Source organism: Nodosilinea sp. LEGE 06152, from assembly GCF_015207525.1.
Classification (GTDB): domain Bacteria; phylum Cyanobacteriota; class Cyanobacteriia; order Phormidesmidales; family Phormidesmidaceae; genus Nodosilinea.
The window spans coordinates 1-19,455 of sequence record NZ_JADEWR010000026.1; the positions used below are offsets into that span (position 1 = coordinate 1).

Genomic DNA, 19,455 nt, shown 5'->3' on the forward strand with positions numbered 1-19,455 from the left:
GCAAGCTGAAGGTGGCTCCCTCGATTCAGCCTCGCGCTCTGAGCATCACTCAGGGGCGGGCTGTGGGTGTGGCCCACTACCTCCTTGGCGGTATTGCCACGACCTGGGCCTTCTTCTTGGCAAGAATCATTTCGGTAGGATGACCCATTTGGTCATGGGACCTCTGTAGGGGCACAGCATGCTGTGCCCCTACACCACAACCCAAACCACCGAATATCGACGAATTGTGTTTTCTGACCCTTTCGTACAGCAAACCTGTTTTGATTCATGGCAACTAAATTCCCTAAATTTAGCCAGGACCTGGCTGCCGATCCGACCACTAGGCGGATTTGGTACGGGATTGCCACCGCCCACGACTTTGAAAGCCACGACGGCATGACGGAGGAGAATCTTTACCAAAAGATTTTCGCCTCCCACTTTGGCCACCTGGCAATCATCTTTCTGTGGACGTCGGGCAACCTGTTCCACGTCGCCTGGCAAGGCAACTTTGAGCAGTGGGTAAAAGACCCGCTGGGCACTCGTCCCATCGCCCACGCGATCTGGGATCCGCAATTTGGCCAACCCGCCGTGGATGCCTTCACCCAGGCGGGGGCCAGCTATCCAGTTAACATTTCCTTTTCTGGGGTTTACCAATGGTGGTACACCATTGGCATGCGCACCAACACCGACCTCTATAGCGGGGCGCTGTTCCTGCTAGTGTTGTCGGCCATCTTCCTGTTCGCGGGCTGGCTGCACCTGCAACCTAAGTTTCGACCCAGCCTGGCCTGGTTCAAAAACGCCGAGTCTCGCCTCAACCACCACCTGGCTGGTTTATTTGGGGTTAGCTCGCTGGCCTGGGCCGGTCACCTGATTCACGTGGCCATTCCCGAAGCGCGGGGTCAGCATGTTGGCTGGAATAACTTCCTGTCGGTGCGGCCTCACCCAGAAGGGTTAAAGCCTTTCTTCACTGGCCAATGGGGTGTCTACGCCCAAAACCCCGATACCCCTAACCATCTCTTTGGTACGGCGACTGGGTCGGGCGATGCAATTCTTACCTTTCTGGGTGGGTTTCATCCTCAGACTCAGTCGCTCTGGCTGACGGATATGGCCCACCACCACCTGGCGATCGCGGTGATCTTCATCATCGCCGGGCACATGTACCGCACCAACTTTGGTATCGGTCATAGCATCAAGGAAATCTTGAATGCTCACCGCCCCCCCGAAGGCACGCCCTTTGGCGGTGCGATCGGGGAAGGCCACAAGGGCATTTACGACACCTACAACAACTCGCTGCACTTCCAGCTAGGGTTTCACCTGGCAGCGCTGGGGGTGGTCACCTCCCTAGTAGCGCAGCACATGTATTCATTGCCGCCCTACGCCTTCATGGCTAAGGACTACACCACCCAGGCGGCGCTCTATACCCACCACCAGTACATCGCTGGCTTCATTATGGTGGGGGCCTTTGCCCACGGCGCGATCTTCCTGGTGCGCGACTACGACCCGAAGGCCAACCACAACAACGTGCTCTACCGCATGTTGGAGCACAAAGAAGCGCTGATCTCTCACCTGAGCTGGGTGTCGCTGTTCTTGGGTTTCCATACCCTAGGGCTGTATGTGCACAACGATGTGGTGACCGCCTTTGGCACTCCCGAGAAGCAAATTCTGGTAGAACCCGTGTTTGCTCAGTGGATTCAAGCCGCCCACGGCAAGTTGATCTACGGGATGGATACTCTCCTATCCAACCCCGACAGCATTGCCACAACGGCCTGGCCTAACCACGGCAATGTGTGGCTCGGCGGCTGGCTCGATGCCATTAACAGCAGCACCAACTCGCTGTTCTTGAACATCGGCCCTGGTGACTTTTTGGTTCACCATGCGATCGCTCTGGGTCTGCACACCACCACCCTGATCTTGGTCAAGGGTGCGCTGGATGCCCGCGGCTCCAAGCTGATGCCCGACAAAAAAGACTTCGGCTACAGCTTCCCCTGCGACGGCCCCGGCCGCGGCGGCACCTGCGACATCTCCGCCTGGGATTCGTTCTACCTGGCCATGTTCTGGATGCTCAACACCATTGGTTGGGTGACCTTCTACTGGCACTGGAAACACCTGGCGCTGTGGTCGGGCAACGTGGCTCAGTTCAACGAAAACTCGACCTACCTGATGGGCTGGTTCCGAGATTACCTGTGGCTCAACAGCTCACAGCTCATCAACGGCTACAACCCCTATGGCATGAACAACCTTGCGGTTTGGGCCTGGATGTTCCTCTTTGGGCACCTGGTCTGGGCCACGGGCTTCATGTTCTTGATCTCCTGGCGGGGCTACTGGCAAGAGCTAATTGAAACTCTAGTCTGGGCCCACGAGCGCACTCCCCTGGCGAACCTGGTTCGCTGGAAGGACAAGCCCGTTGCCATGTCGATCATTCAGGGCCGAGTGGTGGGTCTGGCACACTTTACCGTGGGCTACATCCTCACCTACGCCGCCTTCCTGATCGCGTCCACCTCTAGCCGCTTTGGCTAGCGAGGCTAACGCCTCTGCCCGTAGGGTGGGCACTGCCCACCTTACACCCTGTACAAAGTCCCCTCGCCAGAGGGGCAGGGGGTGGGTTCCGCTAGTCTGGTTAAACCCACCCCACCCTAAAACCCTCTGCCTGAGAGAAGCAATTTTTAGTTGACCAACTTATTTGTAAAAGTCATAGTCCCTGGCGGGCATTGCCCACTCTACAGAAAAAATCAAAAATAATTTGAGATGGCAAGCAGCTCTCTACGATCGCTCGTTGCCATTTCCTAACCTTGAGACGGATGGAGACTCTCCGCTGCTCAAGAGTCCTGGTTCTTCGGGGTAGTTGAGCCAGGACTTTTATTATCTAGGCAGAGTACCCATAGCGCTACAGCGGACCTGGCTCAACTAATCTTGACCTAATCAGTCAAGATTTTGGCTTCGTTGACATGTCCTGCGGCATCAAATTTAATCACCAACCATTCGTAATCGATGCTGATGAAGCGGCGCTCTGGCCCCAAAACGTAGACCATATCGTAGTCTGAGAAGCTATTCTCGGGTTCTGGGGTACCCAACAGATCAACAACTCCAGCCTGGGGCCTGCCCAACAAAATATATTTAGCCACCAGATCATCCGCCATGCAGAGCCGAGCGTAGGTTGGACTGGCGCTGAGAGTGAGGTCATTCCACTGGGTAAAGTTGAACTGGGTATAGCCCCGGCACTGTTGCCACTCCTCCCAGCGGGTCTTGGCCAGCAGACCGCCAACCACCAAAAACGGAAAGCTAGTCACAAACACACCGCCAATAATCAAGGCGATCAGCAGACGGCGACGTTTTGGTCTTGGCTTCTGGGTGATGGGCAGCATTGTGAATTGAGGAGACGGCACGGGTCTATCGAGACATACTACCCATGCCAACTAAAAACTACCGGGCGAGGCCCAAAACTGGATGCGATCGCGGCTTTCTTACAGACAGTGCAACACCCTTGACCCCAGCCCATGCCCCAGCTGAAGCCGCTGATTTTTGGGAACACAGTATTTGTAGAGAGGCCCGCAGGAAGGTCGCCAGCCTCGCAGCACAGGGCTGGCGCTAGGAACAGTTACCGTAGGGTCAAACGCAGCGATCGCGCGATCGCCAACCTCACCCACCGCCGATCGCCTACACAGCTACGCTTACTTTCCCGCCCCAAGCCATTTTGTTTAACGGTCAACTAGAGGCTGACCACACATGCGGGCAAAACCTGTTTTCACCCATAGCCCTAACCGTTCTTCACAGAAAATCTGAGATAAACAAGATTTCATAAACCCCGCTCAAACACTGCTCAAGGCAAAAAAGCCATGATACAGTTATGTCAAATAATTGCTAGTTCAAAGTTTCGAAACCAAATCTTATGCCGAAGAACTGAGAAACAAAGGTTTTGCCAAAACTACTGCCATAACTTACACAGACATTTTGGCAAGAACATTCCTTATCTCACAAATTTCTCAAGTATCACATAAGATTTCGGTACCAGCAAAAGTCGTTTCGAATGTTAAGCAGCTCAAAGGCTCCTCTCCAAAAAGCCTCAATTACAGCGAGTCTTCTCGAACTAAAGCTTATTCTCCTATTGCTCATCTAGGCTCAAATCAAAGAAATCGCTCTAATCATTCTCGCCATGCTTTTATTAAGTCCACCATAAATCAGTCAGAGACTTAGAATCAGCATTTGATTCCTGGGCAAATAGATGTGACTTCGATCGCTTCTACTGCCTAAGAATTACTTATGTGTTGAGCGTAAAACAAGCTATCCAGCTTGGTTGTAACGCGGCTCAAGCCGAGGTCGGCCTTAGATATTTTAGGCGAAGCTTAAACAGGGCCTTTGCTCAAGCCAAACTTCACTAGCTATCTCCACAATCACTTAAACCATAACCATTAAAAGCCTACTCAGAGCTTTTAGTGATCAAGCTTAAATCTGCTGAGTTGTTTTGGAGAGTTAAAGCTGACTTCCAAGAAACTCAGCCAAAATCAATTCAAGATTAAAAAGGATGTGTAGAATGGGCCTGCAATCGAAATTTGGCTTAATCAAAGACTATGCCTTAGGTTATGCAGTCACAGGTATTTTTGGAGGGATACCCAGCCCCATTGGTACAGCGTTACGAAGCATTGCTTATTATCCTATTTTAGAATCAAGTAAGCTTCCCATATTTATTCAGCCCGACGTGCGACTTTTTGGTGCAGGTAACATTCAAATTGGCAAAGGGGTTCGCATACGCAAGGGAACCTGTATCGATAGCAGGGGCAACAAAATTATTCTGAAGGACAATGTTTCAATAGATCGCTATGTCGATATCAGAATATTTTCTGGTTTTGACGGATTTGTTGAAATTGGCGAAAACTCTTATATTGCCCCTTTCGTGTTTATCGGTGGCCCTGGAAAGGTTCAGATAGATCGCGATTGCATGATTGCCTCACATTCTACAATAATTGCCAATAATCACAATTTTGATGATGTCGATATGCCAATCAATATCCAAGGGTTTACCTGCAAAGGTATTCACATTGAGGAGGGGTGCTGGCTTGGTTCTGGCGTTAGAGTTTTAGATGGCGTAACGATTGGTCGCGGCAGCGTTGTTGGTGCAGGTGCCGTTGTCACCAAAGATATTCCACCTTTTTCCGTTGTAGCAGGTGTGCCAGCCAAAGTCATTCGCAAACGAGGTGCAAAGCACCAGCTTGAAGTTGAATCCAGTTTTGCTTAGTCAACTCGGCTAAGTGAATCTTTAATGCCTTAAAAACTTGGCTCTACCGAGATTTTGTTCAGGTCAATGGATTGGGATATAAGGCTATAGCCCGATGGGCGAGCTAGAGCATCGCTGGAATCAGCACTAAATTGGTGAAATAGGGTTGTAATGCTCAAGAAGCAAGCTCAGAAGCATTACAACGAGGGAATCCTATAGAAGCAATCGGTATCCGCGTCGTACCACCTCTCTCGCTATATTCGCACCACCAGCGATCGCGCCACCTCAAAAAACTAAGGCCTAGCGCTGCGCTGCGCCGTCACGCTTCAAGCGCAGAGGAATGGTTCTGGTCTGTTCAATAAGCCATGACCGAGTTCGATTATGCAGTTAAATGGGGGATGATTCTGGATGCCCACCGTGGCTCCGCTGTTTACCCCCTGCGAGGCCCTGTGTCAGACGCGAAACCTTCTCGATCGCTTGCCAATATTGCAGGCATTGTGGCCGTGGCCACCATAATCAGCAAGTTTGTGGGGCTGTTTCGTCAGCAGGCGATTGGGGCGGCCTTTGCGGTGGGGCCGGTGGCCGACGCCTACAGCTTTGCCTATATTATTCCTGGCTTTTTGCTGATTCTGCTGGGGGGCATCAACGGGCCGTTTCATAGCGCGATCGTCAGCGTGGTGGCGCGGCAGGACCGCAAAGACACCGCCAAGCTGATTGAGGCGGTAAATACCCTGGTGGGGCTGATTTTAATTGGGGTGTCGGTGCTGCTGTTTGCGCTGGCGGGGGGGATCATTGATGCGATCGCCCCTGGTCTTTCCCAGACCGACACCATTGCCCGCGACATCGCCGTGCTCCAGCTGCGGATTATGTCGCCGATGGCGCTGCTGGCGGGGCTGATTGGCATTGGCTTTGGGGCACTGAATGCCGACAGCCAGTTCTGGCTGCCGTCGATTAGCCCAATTTTCTCCAGCGGGGCGGTGCTGGTGGGGCTGGGGCTGCTCTACGCCGCCATTGGCAGCGACATCACAAATCCAGAGTTTTATTTGCTGGGCGGTGCGGTGCTGGCGGTCAGCACCCTGGGCGGCGCGGTGCTGCAGTGGCTAGCGCAGATCCCAGCGTTGTGGAAGTCGGGGCTGGGGCGACCGCGCCTGCGGTTTGATTGGTCAATTCCGGGGGTGCGCGAGGTGATGCGGGTGCTGGTGCCTGCCACCCTGTCGTCGGGGATGCTGCAAATCAACCTGTTTACCGACTTATTCTTTGCCTCGTTTATTCCCGGTACGGCAGCGGCACTGAGCTACGCGAATTTGCTGGTGCAAACGCCCTTGGGCATTATCTCGAACGTGATTTTGGTGCCGTTTTTGCCGATGTTTGCTCGGCTGGCCGCGCCCGAAAACTGGCCCGAGCTAAAGACCCGCATTCGCCAGAGTTTGTTGTTCACGGCGCTGACCATGCTGCCCCTGGGGGCGCTGTTTGTGGTACTGGCGCTGCCCATTGTGCGGGTGATCTACGAGCGGGGCGCTTTTGATGAGGATGCCTCCAACCTGGTGACTTCGGTGCTGATGGTCTATGGCATTGGCATGTTTGTGTACCTGGCTCGCGACGTGCTGGTGCGGGTGTTCTACGCCTTGGGGGATGGGCAAACGCCCTTTCGCATCAGCTTGATCAATATCGTGTTAAATGGCGTGCTCGACTTTTTTTTCATTCGCTGGCTGGGGGCACCGGGGCTGGTGCTGGCCACGGTGGGGGTAAATGTGTTTTCAACCCTGGCGCTGACGGTGATTTTGCATCGCAGGCTGCGGGGGCTGCCGCTGCGGGAATGGGGAGGGGCGATCGCGCTCCTCACCCTGCTCAGCTTTGTATCTGGCACCGCCGCCTGGGGCACCCTCCAATGGCTCGAAACCCAGCTTGGCACCCAGGGCATTGGCGTACTGGTGCTGCAGCTGCTGATTCCAGGCGGGATAGGGCTGCTGATCTTTGTAGTTGGCGCATTCCTGCTGCCGATACCGGAGACGAAGCAGCTTGCCGCACGGATTCGCGAGCGGGTGAGGCGGTAGGTGAGCGGTTGAGTAGATGGGTCGATGGAACTGACGGAACTGAGCGGCGGTCTAAGGCTGGCGCATAATGGAAGTAAGCATGCAACGGCAGGATGCAAACGGTGGCCGATCCAATCACCCTTGACGACATTTACGCCCTATTCCGCACTTCTCAGGCTGAAGCCGACCGACGGTTCGCTGAAGCTGACCGCCGTGCTGCGGAATCTAAGGCTGAAGCTGACCGCCGTGCTGCGGAATTGGACCTTCAGATGGCTGAATCTAGGGCCGCAGACGAGCGACGTGCTGCCGAAGCGGCCCGCTCAATGGCAGAACTCAGACGATTGGTTGACAATACCACCCGTGCAGTGGACGGGCTTACTACCCGCTGGGGTCAGTTTGTCGAAAACTTAGTAGAACCTGCTGTGCTGCGCTTATTTCAGGAGCGGGGCATTGATGTACAGGAGGTTACTCGCCGCATGCGATCGCAACGCCCTAGAGCTGAGATGGAAATCGACATTTTTGCAGTGAATGGCGATAGTGCCGTTGCAGTGGAGGTCAAGTCGCGGCTGTCTCGCCAAGACGTGGAGTACTTTCTAGAACGTCTAGAGCGGTTCAAGCAGTCATTCCCCCACTATGCCGACTATGCCATTTACGGTGCCGTAGCTGGTATTGAAGTCGACGAAGGGGTAGACCGCTTCGCCTACCAGCGGAGACTGTTTGTAATTAAGCAAACTGGCGACACAGTGACAATTGTCAATAACTCAACCTTTCAGCCCACGGCCTGGTAAACACTATGGTGGCAGCTACACCAGTCGATCGAGAGGCGGCGCTACAGGAAATTCGCGCCGGGCTGCGGCGGGGGCAGCAGGCGCTGGCCGATTGGGAAGGCGGACGGCTGGCGGTGTCGGCGGTGCCTGGCTCGGGCAAATCGACGGGTATGGCGGCGGCGGCGGCGATCGCGATCGCCCGCCATCAGCTGCACCTCAACCGGCAGCTGGTGCTGGTCACCTTTACGCGATCGGCGGCGGCCAACCTCAAGGCCAAGGTGCGCGGCCACTTAAAGACGCTCGGACTGCCCCAAACCAGCTTTACCGTCTCCACCCTGCACGGGCTGGCGCTCACCATTGCCACCCGCAACCCAGAACTATCTAATTTGAACCTGGAAACCCTGACGCTGGTTTCTCCCGCCCAGAACAACCGCCTGCTGCGGGCCTGCGTGGAACAGTGGATCGTCGCCAACCCCGACCTCTACCACCACCTGATTGAGGGCCGACAGTTTGACGGCGAAGAAACCGAGCAGCTCAGGCGACAGTCGGTGCTGCGCACAGAGGTGCTGCCCAGCCTGGCGCACACCGTAATTCGTGAAGCTAAAAGTTCGGGGCTGATGCCCGCTGACTTGCTAGAGCTGGCTCAACAGGTCAACCACAATTTACCCGGCGATGTGGAAGACTACGATGTGCTGACCATTGCGGCGGGGCTGTACGATCGCTACCAGGCTCTGCTCTCGCAACGGGGCTGGATCGACTACGACGACATGATCTTGGGTGCCCTGCGCACGCTGAATGACCCCGACAGCCGCCGATTTTGGCAAGGACGCACCTTCGCCGTGTTTGAAGATGAAGCCCAGGATTCGTCACCGCTGCAGACTCGGTTATTAACCCTGCTGGCGGCTAATCCTGACGATCCGGACGGGGAGCCCAACCTGGTGCGAGTGGGCGATCCCAACCAGGCGATCAACTCGACGTTCACCCCGGCAGATCCGGTATTCTTCAACCAGTTTTGCGACGACTGCCGCCGTCAGAATCGCCTGGTGACGATGGATCAGGCCGGGCGCAGCAGCGGGATCATTATGGCGGCGGCCAACCGAATGCTGGCCTGGGTCAACCAGGCGCGGGTAGCGGGGCCAGAGACCCCCTTTCGCGACCAGGCGATCGCTCCCGTCCCCCCCAATGATCCCCAGCTGGGGGCAAACCCGGAACCGCTGGGGGTGGGCCTAGACATTCTCTCGCCGCCCACTACGCAAGACTCTGTGCGGCTTATAGCCCAGCGGGTGCGCGACATCTACGCCGAGAACCCCGATACTAGCTTCGCCATTTTGGTGCGGGAGGGCCGCCAGAGTCAGTTTGTTGGCAGCCTGCTGCGCGACCCCGACCAGGTGGGTGGGGTAGACCTGGCCGCCATGGGGCTGAAGTTTTATGACGTGGGTGAGCAAGACCGGCAAACCAAAGTGCCCGAAGAAATGCTCGCCCTGCTGAAGTTTATCGAGCGCCCCCACTCGCCCGACACCCTCAAGGGGGCACTGCGGGTGCTGGTCGATCGCAAGCGCATCCCCACCCAGGATCTCAACGCTCTGGCCCAGGCACCCGAGCAGTTTCTCTACCCCGGCCCCCTCGATGCTCCGCCCGATACGGAGGCGGCGCGAACAGCGCGGCGCTACTGTGCAGGGCTGCTGCGATCGCGCCTCGAACTGCCCCCCTACAGTCTGTTCTCGTTCATTGGCCTGACGCTGGGCTACAACCAGAGCGAGCTCGCCACCGCCGACAAGCTGGCCGTCCGCGTCAGCCAGCAAATTCGCAACGACAATACGCTGGGGGCTGCGATCGCCGTACTGCAAGACATCGTCGGCTCCGAACGCTTCACCGCCGTCGATACCGAAGACACCGACTCGCTCTACACCCGCCCCGGCCAGCTGACGCTAATCACCATGCACAAGGCCAAAGGGCTCGATTGGGACGTGGTATTTTTGCCCTTTTTGCACGACAAGACTATCCCCGGCACGCTCTGGGTGCCGCCCCAGGGGGAGTTTTTGGGCGATTTTACCCTGGCGGAGGTGGCCCGGGCTCAAATTCGCACCTATGCCCACGCTGGCGAACACGGGCAGGGCGACATTTCCGATATCATTGCCGCCTGGGAGCAGGCCAAACACCTCAAGGCCGCCGAAGAGTACCGTCTACTCTACGTCGCCATGACCCGCGCCAAGCGTCTGCTGTGGATGTCGGCAGCCCAGCAGGCCCCCTTCACCTGGAGTAAGCCTGAGAATGTTCAGCCCGCTAACCCCTGCCCCGTGGTGCCGGTGCTGCGGCAATGGCTATCAAATTCAAGCTTTTGACATTTTTGAACATTTCAGCACGCGCTGAAACGTCCAAAAATGTTTAATCAATGCGCTCGATTTGCCAAAGAATTTGGTTTCCTTCTCGCCGCACCCGCGATACAGACCAGTTGCGCCAGGCCCAAAACTCACCTCTGCTAGTAACGGCACTAGCGTTCACATCCATTAAATCGGCAAGTTCTGAACTGGTGATCAAATATCCCTGCTTAGCAATTTCGTCGGCTATTTGCAAGGTTTCAAGCACGTTGCGGAGATTATCAACCCTAACCTCACGGGGTAGAGAATCAAAGTTTTCACTAATTGGAGAAGTTCCAGAGTCTGCCATGATACATAATGCCATCCAAAGCTAAAATCAAGCTAAATTCTACCTTTAGACCTTCAGCTTCAGGGAAATTTAGCTCATAAATTATCTATGCTTTGCATTAGGAATACTTATGACAAGTATTGATTTTCCTTGGCGCGATTAAAAGCTTGGGTCAGACGCAGGGGAGGAATAGTTAGCAGTCGGGGGGTCGCAACTATTCCTCCTGGTCTCTACACGCTGCTGGCCGTGGGGCGACGACGCTCCTGCTGAATGAGCAAGTAGCCCATTGCAAGCCAGAAAATCAGCAGCCCGCCGGTAATTGCCAGCACGGGCAGCAGGCCCAAACGGACAATCAGGGCCGGAGCCGCCGCTGTGAATAGCCCACCGCCGACGATCGGCTCAAAGAAGAGCTGTTTGTAGGCAAAGCCCTCAAAGGCACCGGTGCTGTTGTCAGGGTCGACCATGCGCAGCAGCAAAATACCCGTAGCGGTAACGCCCATCGACTGCCCCATGTCGCCAATGCCTTTCTCAAACCAGTAGCTAGGAAAAACACGCGGTGCCCACCACAAAAAGATCAGCACGTTCCACAAAATGCCGACAATGCTGAGGATGAGAAACACGCCCAGGTTACTGCCGATAACGCTGAGAGAGATGGTAGCGATCGCAGAGATCACCACTACATCTAGCGCTACTCCGGCGATATTCTGCACCATGGGCCGAATTACTAACGCGCCCAGCCCCAGTCGATTGAGAATTGTCTGGGTAATAATGCCGCCGATCAGCGCCAGCGGAAACAAGGGCACGTACTCAAACAGCGTAAAGCCGCCTTCGCCACCCCAGGTCACCGACTCGACCCACTGCATCGCTTCGAGAATTAGCCAGCCGATCGCGATCGCCAAACCGACAATGGCAAAATTAATCGACAGAGGGTCAACCAGCAGGTTGTGCAGCAGCCGCGCCCGCGCCTGACGCACCTCTGGGGTTTCGGCCACCACATTGAGGTCAGGAATTTCTGAAGGTTCAACCACCTGACGGGCAACGGCATCCACATGGCCCTTACGACGGCCCCAGTCGGCCAGGGCGGTGCCGCAGATAATGCCCGAGACAATGCCCACCGTGGCCAGACCCAGAGCCAGGTCGGCCCCATCGGCAAAGCCCAACTCAACCAGGGTGTCAGCCATGCCGCCAGCAGTGCCGTGCCCGCCCTCAAACCCAATTTCAATCAGCGCCGCCGAAATCGGGTTGACGTTGAATAGCGGAATCAAAATCAGCAGGGTGGCCAAGCAGCCCACCACGTATTGCCCCCATGCCAGGGTTTGGCCAAAGACCACTTGGGGGGCCGCCTTGCGCCAGATGTCGCGCGGGGCCGGTATCGTTTCGCCCAGAAACAGGGCTGCAAACACGACATTAATAAATACTCCTGGGGCCTGGGCCCACACAGCACGAATATCTTCAGCAAATAAGCCACCCGCCAGCAGCGAGTCAGGGCCAAACGCTGAGGTTGCGATCGCCCCTAGCGCCTCTGGCCCCAGCAGCAGCGCCAGCGCCCCGGCCACAATTGAGGCGGGTAGGTAGAGCCGCTGAAACCACCGAATCTGATGCTTGAGGTAGCGACCCAGCAGCAGCAGCAGCGCCAGTAAGACAAAAGCAAATAGAACAGTACGCAGGTTAAACACAAGGTTTCTCCAGGTAGGTGCAAGCGAGGGGCAGCAACACCTACCCCAGCTATTGCTATACACCCATTGATTGTAGGGACTTGCAGTAACCCTGGGCACATGTACTAAATTGTCTACAGAGGGAAAAACCCTGGCATGTCATTCAAGTCTGAATGGCCAGGGCAAACCCTCCGCCAATTCATGTTTTTCCTGTCGTTCCTACTCGAGGTATCTCCGTGGCCAGCAAAGATCAAATTAAGCAGCACCTTGCTCTTACCAGCAAAATCAACTTCAGCGGCGTGACCCCCGCTAAAAGCGAAGACCCCCGCAAGGCTCGCATTATGGCTCACGTCAAAAAGAGCCTAGGGTAGAAGTGTAGGCGGGTGGGTGAGAGCTAGGTGCAGCGCCCTCATCTGCGCCAAAACAGCCCACTCGCCCACCCGCCCACTCGCCTACAAATATCCCGCCGGATTCACCGGATTACCATTCTGGCGCACCTCAAAGTGCAGGTGGGGGCCGGTAGAGAGGCCGGTGGAGCCGACAGCGGCGATCGCCTGCCCCTGCTGCACCGCTTGCCCCTCGCTCACCAGCAAGCGGCTGGCGTGGGCGTAGAGGGTGCTTAGCCCACCGCCGTGGTCAACAATGACCGCCTGGCCATAGCCGCCGTACCAGCCCGAAAAAATGACGCGACCTGAGTCGGCGGCGTAGATCGGCGTGCCCTGGCTGGCAGAAAAGTCGATGCCTGCGTGGAACCGGCTGTAGCCAAGAATGGGATGCACCCGGTTGCCAAAACCGCTGGAGATACTGCCATTGGCGGGGAAGACAAACCGCCCCGTCCCGCGAATAACCCCCGTGCTGGCCGCAATTTTTTGGCGAATCAAACCGGCGATCTGTTCCGAGTCGCGAGCGAGCTGGGCTTCGGCCGCTTCTAGGGCACCGCGCTGGTCTTTAAGCCGCGAAATCAGCTGCTTTTCTTCGCTGGCTTCGGCTTCGTACTGCTGCTTTTGGGAGAGCAACTGCTGCCGCAGCAGGGCAACCTGGTTGCGCTTTTCTTCGACGGCAGCTTTTTGTTTTTGAATGGCTTCGGCCTTGGCCTTGAGGTCGGCTAACACCTGGCGATCGGCTGCATAAACTCGCTTGAGCTGATATTGACGGTCTAAAAACTCGTTAAAATTCTGGCTTTGCAGCAGCACTGCCCAGCCCTCGCTGCCCTGCTGCCGCTGCAAGTACTGAAGCCGGGCCACGGTGCCAGTGCGCACATTTTCGTAGTCGTCTTCGGCCTGTTTGAGCTGAGCCTCAAAGTCTTTTAGCTCTTTCTCGGCTTGGCTCAGGCGAAACTCGGTCTCGCTAATTTGGTTGGCGGTGTAGACAATATTTTTCTCCAGGCTTTGCAGATTTGACTCTGAGTCAGCCTGGCGATTTTGGATCTCATTTTGCTGCTGCTGCAGTTGGTTGCGCTGCTGCTCAAGGTTTTTTTGTTTATTTTGCAGGTCTTCTATCGACTGAGCCATCAGCTCGGGGGAAGCCGCCGGGGCGGACAGAACCGCCGTCAACCCCAACCAGATCACTAATACCAGGGCCATCACGAAGGCCAGCCGTCGGCCCCAGACAGACGCCACGGCCCCTCTAGCAGGGAGGCAAGATAGTGGATGAGTTCGCAGCATGGTCACAGGCAGTACCTGGAGTGTGAAGTCTGAAGCTTAACCTCTGAAGGCAAGCCCAATGGCGGCTACCCCAAAGGCAAAAATAGTCGCGCCGGCCAGCCGATTTAACCACTTCAGCCGGGCGGGTGTCAGCCTTTGGCTAAAAAGCGTTACACCCCAGCTCAGACATAGCCACCACAGGGCAGACCCCAAAAACACCCCCACAATCAGGGCCAGCGAGGCTCCCCACGACTGGCTACTGCCCACCAGGCCCAGCCCGGCAAAAATCGCAATGAAGGAAAGAATAGTCGCGGGGTTGGTCAACGTCAAGACCAGGGTTGAGGCGTAGGCTCCCCACAACCCTCGGCGGTCGATCTTGGCGGCCTCGCTGGCAGGGTCAGCCCGCAGAGTTGAAAACCCTAAATAACAGAGGAATAGCCCCCCAAACAGCTGCATAGTTTGGGTGTGGCTAACCAGCAGATCGGCGATCGCCGTCAAACCAAACCCCGCAATGCAGCCGTAAAGCCCATCGGCGGTGGCGGCCCCCAGCCCCGTAACTAGGCCCATCAGCCGCCCCTGGGTCAGCGATCGACGAATGCAGAGCAGCCCAATGGGGCCGACTGGGGCTGCGATCGCCAGCCCCAGCCCCATACCCTTTAACAATGCCCAACCCTCCATAGCCCCTCCTTAGGACTCTCTATTAGGACTCGCGCAAATGCTCTAGCGATGGCACCTGGGTCTCTTTCACCGTCGAAAGCACAATCAGGGTGCGGGTTTTGACCACGCCTTCGATCGCCTTGAGGCGATCAGTAATCAGCGCCTCTAGGGCGCGGGTGTGGCGGCAGCGCACCTTCAGCAGGTAGTCGTCATCGCCGGTAACGTGGTGGCACTCTAAAATTTCAGCCGTCCCCTGCACCGCCGCCAAGAACCCCTCTCGATGGCGCGGCTGGTCGAGGGTAACGGCAATAAACGCCGTCAGATCTAGCCCCAGCGCCTCCGCGTCGAGTAGGGCACTGTAGCCAGTGATAATGCCGCGTTCTTCCAGTTTTTTGACGCGATCGGCGGTCGCAGGAGCCGACAGCCCCAGCTGACCCGCCAGCTCGGCCCAGGTCATGCGCCCTCGCTGACAGAGCAGCGACAGAGTTTTGATATCAAGGTCATCAAGTTCCATTACCTAATATTAGTAGGTGTTTATTGATCCTGGTCTTTTAAAGCAGCACATTTTATGAATTTTGCAGAGTTAACGTAGGGGCATTGCAGTGCAATGCCCCTACAGGGGTATGCGCAGCAACGCCCCCACCCTCGCAATCCGCGCTCGTCCTCCTCCTTTCGGCAGAGAAATGTGGCACCTTAGGTATGGCGCTTTTCACTGCTCTGTTGGGAGAGGATCATGGTTTCTACAATTCGCGGCTATTTGCAGCCCATTGCCGACTTCTTTGCTGGGTTTGGCACCCCCGAACCGATTGTGCACTGGGGCCACCCGGCCATGATGGGCATCGTCATTTTTGTCATGGGCAGCTTTACCGCCTACATGGGCTGGAAGGGCCGCATCGGTGACGATGATGCTCAGAAAAAAGCCGAAAACCGCCACACCCACAAGCGTCTAGCCCTGTGGATGTTCACCTTTATCAGCCTGGGCTACACGGGCGGCGTACTGTCGCTGGTGATGCAAGAAAAAGACATCTTTCAAAGCCCCCACTTTTGGACGGGCAGCCTGGTGATTGCCCTGCTGGGGTTGAATGGGGCTATCTCCTTTAGCAAGTTTGGCGGCGGCAAAGACTCGCTGCGCACGGCCCACGCTTATCTAGGCAGCGTGGCCTTGGCAGTGATGTTTGTCCACGCCTTTTTGGGTCTGCGCCTGGGCATGTCAATTTAGTATTTAGTTATTCTTGATTATTCAAAAGCCCCGGAGCAAGTTTGCTCCGGGGCTTTTGAATGCTTACTCTACGGCTGGGGCGTAGCGGCGGGTGTGGATGGAGAGGTACTCGCCCTCGCGGCCTGTGGGTATGAGTTTAGACCAGCGATCGGGGTCGGCATAGCCAAGAGCACCAAGCTGGTGAATGGTGTCGCGCACGGCACCGTAGTCACCGATCGCAATCAGGCGCACCAGTTCTTGGTTGCGCACGGGCAGCTGAAATTCGTAAGTCATGGGTGTTCACCTTCGGTAAAGAAAACGGGGAACCGCCTAGGGCATCCCGCAAGGGTGCCGTACCGAAGGCTTGACCTAAAATAGGCTCAGGCATTTCGGCTTAGCTGAGATAAGTCCGGAATGATTAGGGTTGTGCGAGAGCTGGTACCTCTCGCACAACCCGCCTAAACCATTCCCCGCAAGAAACAATGTACTAGATGTGCCCCAAAAGCTCAACCGCATTGATAAGGAGCTATGACAAAGATGAATAAGCTACAAGCGGAACTCAGAGCTATAGATGCTAGCTACGATGCCTCGTCTAATCTAGTTGTAGTGCGATTAAATAGTGGAGCCATTTTTAGTTTTCCGCCCGACATTGCTCAAGGGTTAAGCAATGCTAAATCAGGAGATTTAGAGGCAGTAGAAGTTACTCCAAGCGGAACAGGCCTACACTGGGAAAAGCTAGATGCCGATTTTTCAGTATCAGGATTATCGAATGGAATCTTTGGCGCTCGTGCTCGGATGACAAGCCTTCAAGAGTGGACAAAAAGTCATCAATTCCCTTAAAATCCTAAATTCTCATGACTCACAGAGCAAGACCAATTACTAGGGAATGTTGACCCAAACATGAGAGAAGACCAAGCAATCAAAGAAGCACTTAAATTACTCGGAGTCAGCTCCTTTCCCAGCCTTGAAGATTTAATTGAGAAATTGTCAAAGCTTCGAAATATATATCATCCTGACCAGTATCAAGATGGAAAATGGAAGAAAGAAGCTGACACTAAATTCCAGAAAATTAACTCGTTGATCGATAGCCTTAAAAGTTTAGAAATACCAAAAGGATCTGAAATAGTCTTAAAGGAACCAGTTGATAATATTTCCGTGATCAATGACTTAAGGTCTATAGTTGTAAATCAGACAGCAGACATTGAAATATTTCGAAGAGAAAATGACGAACTGAGGAGAATAATCAAGATCGCAGAGTTTAATAACAGCGCCTTAGAACAGAAAATCGAGTCCGAAAGAAAGACTGATATAAGGGAAAAGATAAATGAAATCGAGAAAGCTTATGAGACTAGCAGAAGTAAGATTGTAGGGACAGGCATTACTGCGGCTATCATCCTAGCATCTGCTTTCACTAGCTTCGAGGTTATAGAAAAAGTTTCCGATCTAATAGAAGCTTCATTTCCCATACCTTCCAACATCATAAATTTATTGATTTTATTATCTTTAACAGGATTATTTTTTGCAGCCATCAAAGACATCTGGAAAGACTGTGAATTCCGATCTATGCTTGATGAAATTTCAAATGTAACCTTTATATCAAGACTTGCACAGGAAAATCACTATGGTTTCGGAGAGGTCGAATTAATGGAATTTATCAAGAGAGAACTAAGTGCTTCCAATCCAAGAACCTTAACACCAAGGCGATTCAAGCAGATATTTAGTTTAATTCCTTTTGCTTTTGTTGTCTATCCTTGCGAAAAACCCTTTATAAGGGAAAAATTGGGTTTACTGACGCCTAAGTCCCTTGACCTTCTCAAAGATTCGCTGATCCTTTATATGTTGGAGAGAGGAATCATTGAACACGAAGAAACGGATAACTGGGATCGAAGATATAGACCTGTTGAATGGAATATTTAGAGTTCTTTAGATCTAAATCTCAGCATTAAAATGCACCCGATTCAATGGTATTAAAAAATAACACCATAAAAATAGATGATTTTATGAATAATTAGCCTTGACAAATCAGTAGTTTTTCAAAGATTTTGCCTTGTCAAAAAGCGATCGAGCTGATTGGCAAATGCTTCGGTGTCGCGCTGGCTAAAGGGTCGCGGTCCGCCGGTTTCTACACCGCCGCTGCGGAGTTCGTCTAAAAAATTTCGCATCGACAGGCGTTCGCGGATGTTGCCCTGGTCGTAAAATTCACCACGTGGGTTGAGGGCGTAGGCTCCTTTAGCGATCGCATCAGCCGCCAGAGGAATATCTGCCGTAATCACCAAATCTCCGGGCTGTAGCTGCTGAGCAATGTAGTTATCGGCCACATCCAGGCCCGATCGCACCTGCACCGCCTCAATATAGTCAGATCCAGGGATCTGCAATTCTTGATTCGCAACCAGTGTGGTTTTGATCTGCACTCTTTTAGCGGCGCGAAACAAAACCTCTTTAATCACATTCGGGCAAGCATCGGCATCAACCCAGATCTGCATAACTAAACCGCTCGTGAACAGCTCAAGCTAACTCCCGTAATTGGCCCCATTCTATCGGGCAACCTCAAGGTTCACTGCTGATATCAATAATCTCTGAGGTCGGTACTAACAACCTCAGTCAATCGCACTGCAAGATTTCTTGGTAATCTTCGGCTTTGAGCTTGCGTTCCATCAGTGCTGCGACCGCTTCTTCAGCAGAGATATCGCCCTTGAGCAACAGGTACACCTGCTGCGAAATCGGCACCGAAATTTGCTCGCGCTGGGCAATGTCGTGGAGCACGTAGGCGGTGTTGACCCCCTCAGCGGTGCTGCCCAATTCCTCAAGAACTTGCTCTAGAGACTTGCCCTGGGCTAGTCCGTAGCCGACTCGGTAGTTGCGGCTGAGCACGCTAGTACAGGTGGCGAGCATGTCGCCCAGACCCGAGAGACCCAAAAACGTCTCGGGCTGACCGCCCAGGTGAGTGCCAATGCGCATTACCTCGGGCAGGGCGCGGGTGATCAGCGCCGATCGCGCGTTTGAGCCCAGTTCTAGCCCTTCGCACACGCCGACGGCGATCGCAATTACGTTCTTCAGCGTGCCCCCCAACTCGGCCCCCAAGGGGTCGGTGCTGCGGTAGGCGCGAAAGTTGTCGCCAGCAAATACGTGCTGCACCGCCTCGGCGGCGGTTTCGTTTTCGCAGGCGATTACGGTCGCGGCGGGCAAGCCAGCCTCAATTTCTTTAGAGAGGTTGGGGCCAGAGAGCACCGCTACGGCATGGTTTGGAAACGCCCGCCGAAAAATTACCGATGGCGTCAGGGTGGTGGCGGGGTCGAGACCCTTGGTCGCCGTCACCAGCACCGTGGTCTCGGGAATGTTTAACGCCTGCAACCGATTCACCAGCTCCGGCACCCCCTTCATAGGGATCGCCGACATGATCACCTCAGCCCCAGCAACGGCATCCTTTAGGGAAAGATCGCCGCTGCGCGACCACAGGCGCACGGCGTGGTTGTTGGTACTAGCAATGTGGGCCAGTGCCCTGCCCCAGGCCCCAGCACCGAGAATGGCGAGGGTGACCTGGCGGTGCTTGTAGTCTTCAAAGACTTGATCGAGAGTGGGGGTGGCGGTGAGCATGGTAGGTGGCGGGTGGGTGAATGAGTGGCAGTCCCTAAGCGGAGTCGTTCGCGCTAGCGTCTCTCGTAGGGAGA

At 54.8% G+C, this 19,455-nt stretch carries 19 protein-coding genes; 10 read left to right on the forward strand and 9 right to left on the reverse strand.

Going from position 1 to position 19,455, the window contains the following annotated elements:
* Positions 1-143: hypothetical protein (locus tag IQ265_RS25290; protein ID WP_194058762.1), on the forward strand; the 143-nt coding region annotated here is incomplete at its 5' end.
* A 124-nt stretch (positions 144-267) separates the two neighbouring features.
* On the forward strand, positions 268-2,496 hold the full coding sequence (gene psaB / locus IQ265_RS25295; protein WP_194058764.1) for a photosystem I core protein PsaB: 2,229 nt from the start codon (positions 268-270) through the stop codon (positions 2,494-2,496).
* Positions 2,497-2,894: 398 nt separating this feature from the next.
* Here the strand turns inward: psaB and IQ265_RS25300 are convergent, their stop codons facing one another.
* Positions 2,895-3,362, reverse strand: coding sequence for a hypothetical protein (locus IQ265_RS25300; protein ID WP_194058766.1), 468 nt, complete (start codon positions 3,360-3,362; stop codon positions 2,895-2,897).
* A 1,145-nt stretch (positions 3,363-4,507) separates the two neighbouring features.
* On the opposite strand from IQ265_RS25300, the gene IQ265_RS25305 reads away from it, so the two are divergent.
* The 4 genes from IQ265_RS25305 (at position 4,508) to IQ265_RS25320 (ending at position 10,330) form a co-directional block, all read left to right on the forward strand.
* Positions 4,508-5,209: an acyltransferase gene (locus tag IQ265_RS25305; protein WP_194058767.1), complete on the forward strand. Its 702-nt coding sequence runs from the start codon at positions 4,508-4,510 to the stop codon at positions 5,207-5,209.
* 428 nt (positions 5,210-5,637) lie between these two features.
* Complete coding sequence (gene murJ, locus IQ265_RS25310) at positions 5,638-7,242, forward strand: murein biosynthesis integral membrane protein MurJ (RefSeq protein WP_194058768.1); 1,605 nt, start codon at positions 5,638-5,640, stop codon at positions 7,240-7,242.
* Between the two features lie 101 nt (positions 7,243-7,343).
* Complete coding sequence (locus tag IQ265_RS25315; RefSeq protein ID WP_194058770.1) at positions 7,344-8,009, forward strand: hypothetical protein; 666 nt, start codon at positions 7,344-7,346, stop codon at positions 8,007-8,009.
* 5 nt (positions 8,010-8,014) lie between these two features.
* Positions 8,015-10,330, forward strand: a complete 2,316-nt coding sequence (locus IQ265_RS25320; protein WP_194058772.1) for an ATP-dependent helicase — start codon at positions 8,015-8,017, stop codon at positions 10,328-10,330.
* 43 nt (positions 10,331-10,373) lie between these two features.
* Here the strand turns inward: IQ265_RS25320 and IQ265_RS25325 are convergent, their stop codons facing one another.
* Positions 10,374-10,655: a hypothetical protein gene (locus IQ265_RS25325; RefSeq protein ID WP_073610147.1), complete on the reverse strand. Its 282-nt coding sequence runs from the start codon at positions 10,653-10,655 to the stop codon at positions 10,374-10,376.
* Positions 10,656-10,864: 209 nt separating this feature from the next.
* Positions 10,865-12,310, reverse strand: coding sequence for a sodium/glutamate symporter (locus tag IQ265_RS25330; RefSeq protein ID WP_194058774.1), 1,446 nt, complete (start codon positions 12,308-12,310; stop codon positions 10,865-10,867).
* Positions 12,311-12,525: 215 nt separating this feature from the next.
* Between IQ265_RS25330 and IQ265_RS29635 the strand changes: the two genes are divergently transcribed.
* On the forward strand, positions 12,526-12,660 hold the full coding sequence (locus IQ265_RS29635; protein ID WP_255523934.1) for a hypothetical protein: 135 nt from the start codon (positions 12,526-12,528) through the stop codon (positions 12,658-12,660).
* 81 nt (positions 12,661-12,741) lie between these two features.
* Here the strand turns inward: IQ265_RS29635 and IQ265_RS25335 are convergent, their stop codons facing one another.
* The 3 genes from IQ265_RS25335 to IQ265_RS25345 all read right to left on the reverse strand — a co-directional run bounded on the left by IQ265_RS25335 (position 12,742) and on the right by IQ265_RS25345 (position 15,103).
* Positions 12,742-13,908, reverse strand: a complete 1,167-nt coding sequence (locus IQ265_RS25335) for a M23 family metallopeptidase (RefSeq protein ID WP_194058776.1) — start codon at positions 13,906-13,908, stop codon at positions 12,742-12,744.
* Between the two features lie 81 nt (positions 13,909-13,989).
* Positions 13,990-14,610 carry a LysE family transporter gene (locus IQ265_RS25340; RefSeq protein ID WP_194058778.1) on the reverse strand — a complete coding sequence of 207 codons (621 nt, stop codon included), beginning with the start codon at positions 14,608-14,610 and terminating at the stop codon, positions 13,990-13,992.
* A 22-nt stretch (positions 14,611-14,632) separates the two neighbouring features.
* Positions 14,633-15,103 (reverse strand): Lrp/AsnC family transcriptional regulator, encoded by a 471-nt coding sequence (locus IQ265_RS25345; RefSeq protein WP_194058780.1) that lies wholly within the window; start codon positions 15,101-15,103, stop codon positions 14,633-14,635.
* 219 nt (positions 15,104-15,322) lie between these two features.
* On the opposite strand from IQ265_RS25345, the gene IQ265_RS25350 reads away from it, so the two are divergent.
* A complete protein-coding gene (locus tag IQ265_RS25350; RefSeq protein ID WP_194058782.1) occupies positions 15,323-15,808 on the forward strand; it encodes a DUF4079 domain-containing protein in 486 nt (161 codons plus the stop codon).
* 63 nt (positions 15,809-15,871) lie between these two features.
* Here IQ265_RS25350 and IQ265_RS25355 read toward each other — a convergent pair whose 3' ends face one another.
* A complete protein-coding gene (locus IQ265_RS25355; RefSeq protein ID WP_194058784.1) occupies positions 15,872-16,081 on the reverse strand; it encodes a hypothetical protein in 210 nt (69 codons plus the stop codon).
* A gap of 243 nt (positions 16,082-16,324) precedes the next feature.
* Between IQ265_RS25355 and IQ265_RS25360 the strand changes: the two genes are divergently transcribed.
* Complete coding sequence (locus tag IQ265_RS25360; RefSeq protein WP_228038469.1) at positions 16,325-16,627, forward strand: DUF2442 domain-containing protein; 303 nt, start codon at positions 16,325-16,327, stop codon at positions 16,625-16,627.
* 60 nt (positions 16,628-16,687) lie between these two features.
* Positions 16,688-17,704: a J domain-containing protein gene (locus tag IQ265_RS25365; RefSeq protein ID WP_194058786.1), complete on the forward strand. Its 1,017-nt coding sequence runs from the start codon at positions 16,688-16,690 to the stop codon at positions 17,702-17,704.
* A gap of 116 nt (positions 17,705-17,820) precedes the next feature.
* Here IQ265_RS25365 and IQ265_RS25370 read toward each other — a convergent pair whose 3' ends face one another.
* Together IQ265_RS25370 and IQ265_RS25375 are read right to left on the reverse strand one after the other, a co-directional pair.
* Positions 17,821-18,270: a YaiI/YqxD family protein gene (locus IQ265_RS25370; protein WP_194058787.1), complete on the reverse strand. Its 450-nt coding sequence runs from the start codon at positions 18,268-18,270 to the stop codon at positions 17,821-17,823.
* 118 nt (positions 18,271-18,388) lie between these two features.
* Entirely contained in the window at positions 18,389-19,381 is a 993-nt protein-coding gene (locus tag IQ265_RS25375; protein WP_194058788.1) for an NAD(P)H-dependent glycerol-3-phosphate dehydrogenase, read from the reverse strand.
* Positions 19,382-19,455 lie beyond the last annotated feature (74 nt).

Coding starts and splice junctions, on each gene's coding strand:
- IQ265_RS25360 (WP_228038469.1), top strand. CDS start 16,325: ATGAATAAGCTACAAGCGGAACTCAGAGCTATAGATGCTAGCTACGAT.
- psaB (WP_194058764.1), top strand. CDS start 268: ATGGCAACTAAATTCCCTAAATTTAGCCAGGACCTGGCTGCCGATCCG.
- IQ265_RS25350 (WP_194058782.1), top strand. CDS start 15,323: ATGGTTTCTACAATTCGCGGCTATTTGCAGCCCATTGCCGACTTCTTT.
- IQ265_RS25305 (WP_194058767.1), top strand. CDS start 4,508: ATGGGCCTGCAATCGAAATTTGGCTTAATCAAAGACTATGCCTTAGGT.
- IQ265_RS25345 (WP_194058780.1), bottom strand. CDS start 15,103: ATGGAACTTGATGACCTTGATATCAAAACTCTGTCGCTGCTCTGTCAG.
- IQ265_RS25375 (WP_194058788.1), bottom strand. CDS start 19,381: ATGCTCACCGCCACCCCCACTCTCGATCAAGTCTTTGAAGACTACAAG.
- IQ265_RS25355 (WP_194058784.1), bottom strand. CDS start 16,081: ATGACTTACGAATTTCAGCTGCCCGTGCGCAACCAAGAACTGGTGCGC.
- IQ265_RS25325 (WP_073610147.1), bottom strand. CDS start 10,655: ATGGCAGACTCTGGAACTTCTCCAATTAGTGAAAACTTTGATTCTCTA.
- IQ265_RS25340 (WP_194058778.1), bottom strand. CDS start 14,610: ATGGAGGGTTGGGCATTGTTAAAGGGTATGGGGCTGGGGCTGGCGATC.
- IQ265_RS25370 (WP_194058787.1), bottom strand. CDS start 18,270: ATGCAGATCTGGGTTGATGCCGATGCTTGCCCGAATGTGATTAAAGAG.
- IQ265_RS25365 (WP_194058786.1), top strand. CDS start 16,688: ATGAGAGAAGACCAAGCAATCAAAGAAGCACTTAAATTACTCGGAGTC.
- IQ265_RS25320 (WP_194058772.1), top strand. CDS start 8,015: ATGGTGGCAGCTACACCAGTCGATCGAGAGGCGGCGCTACAGGAAATT.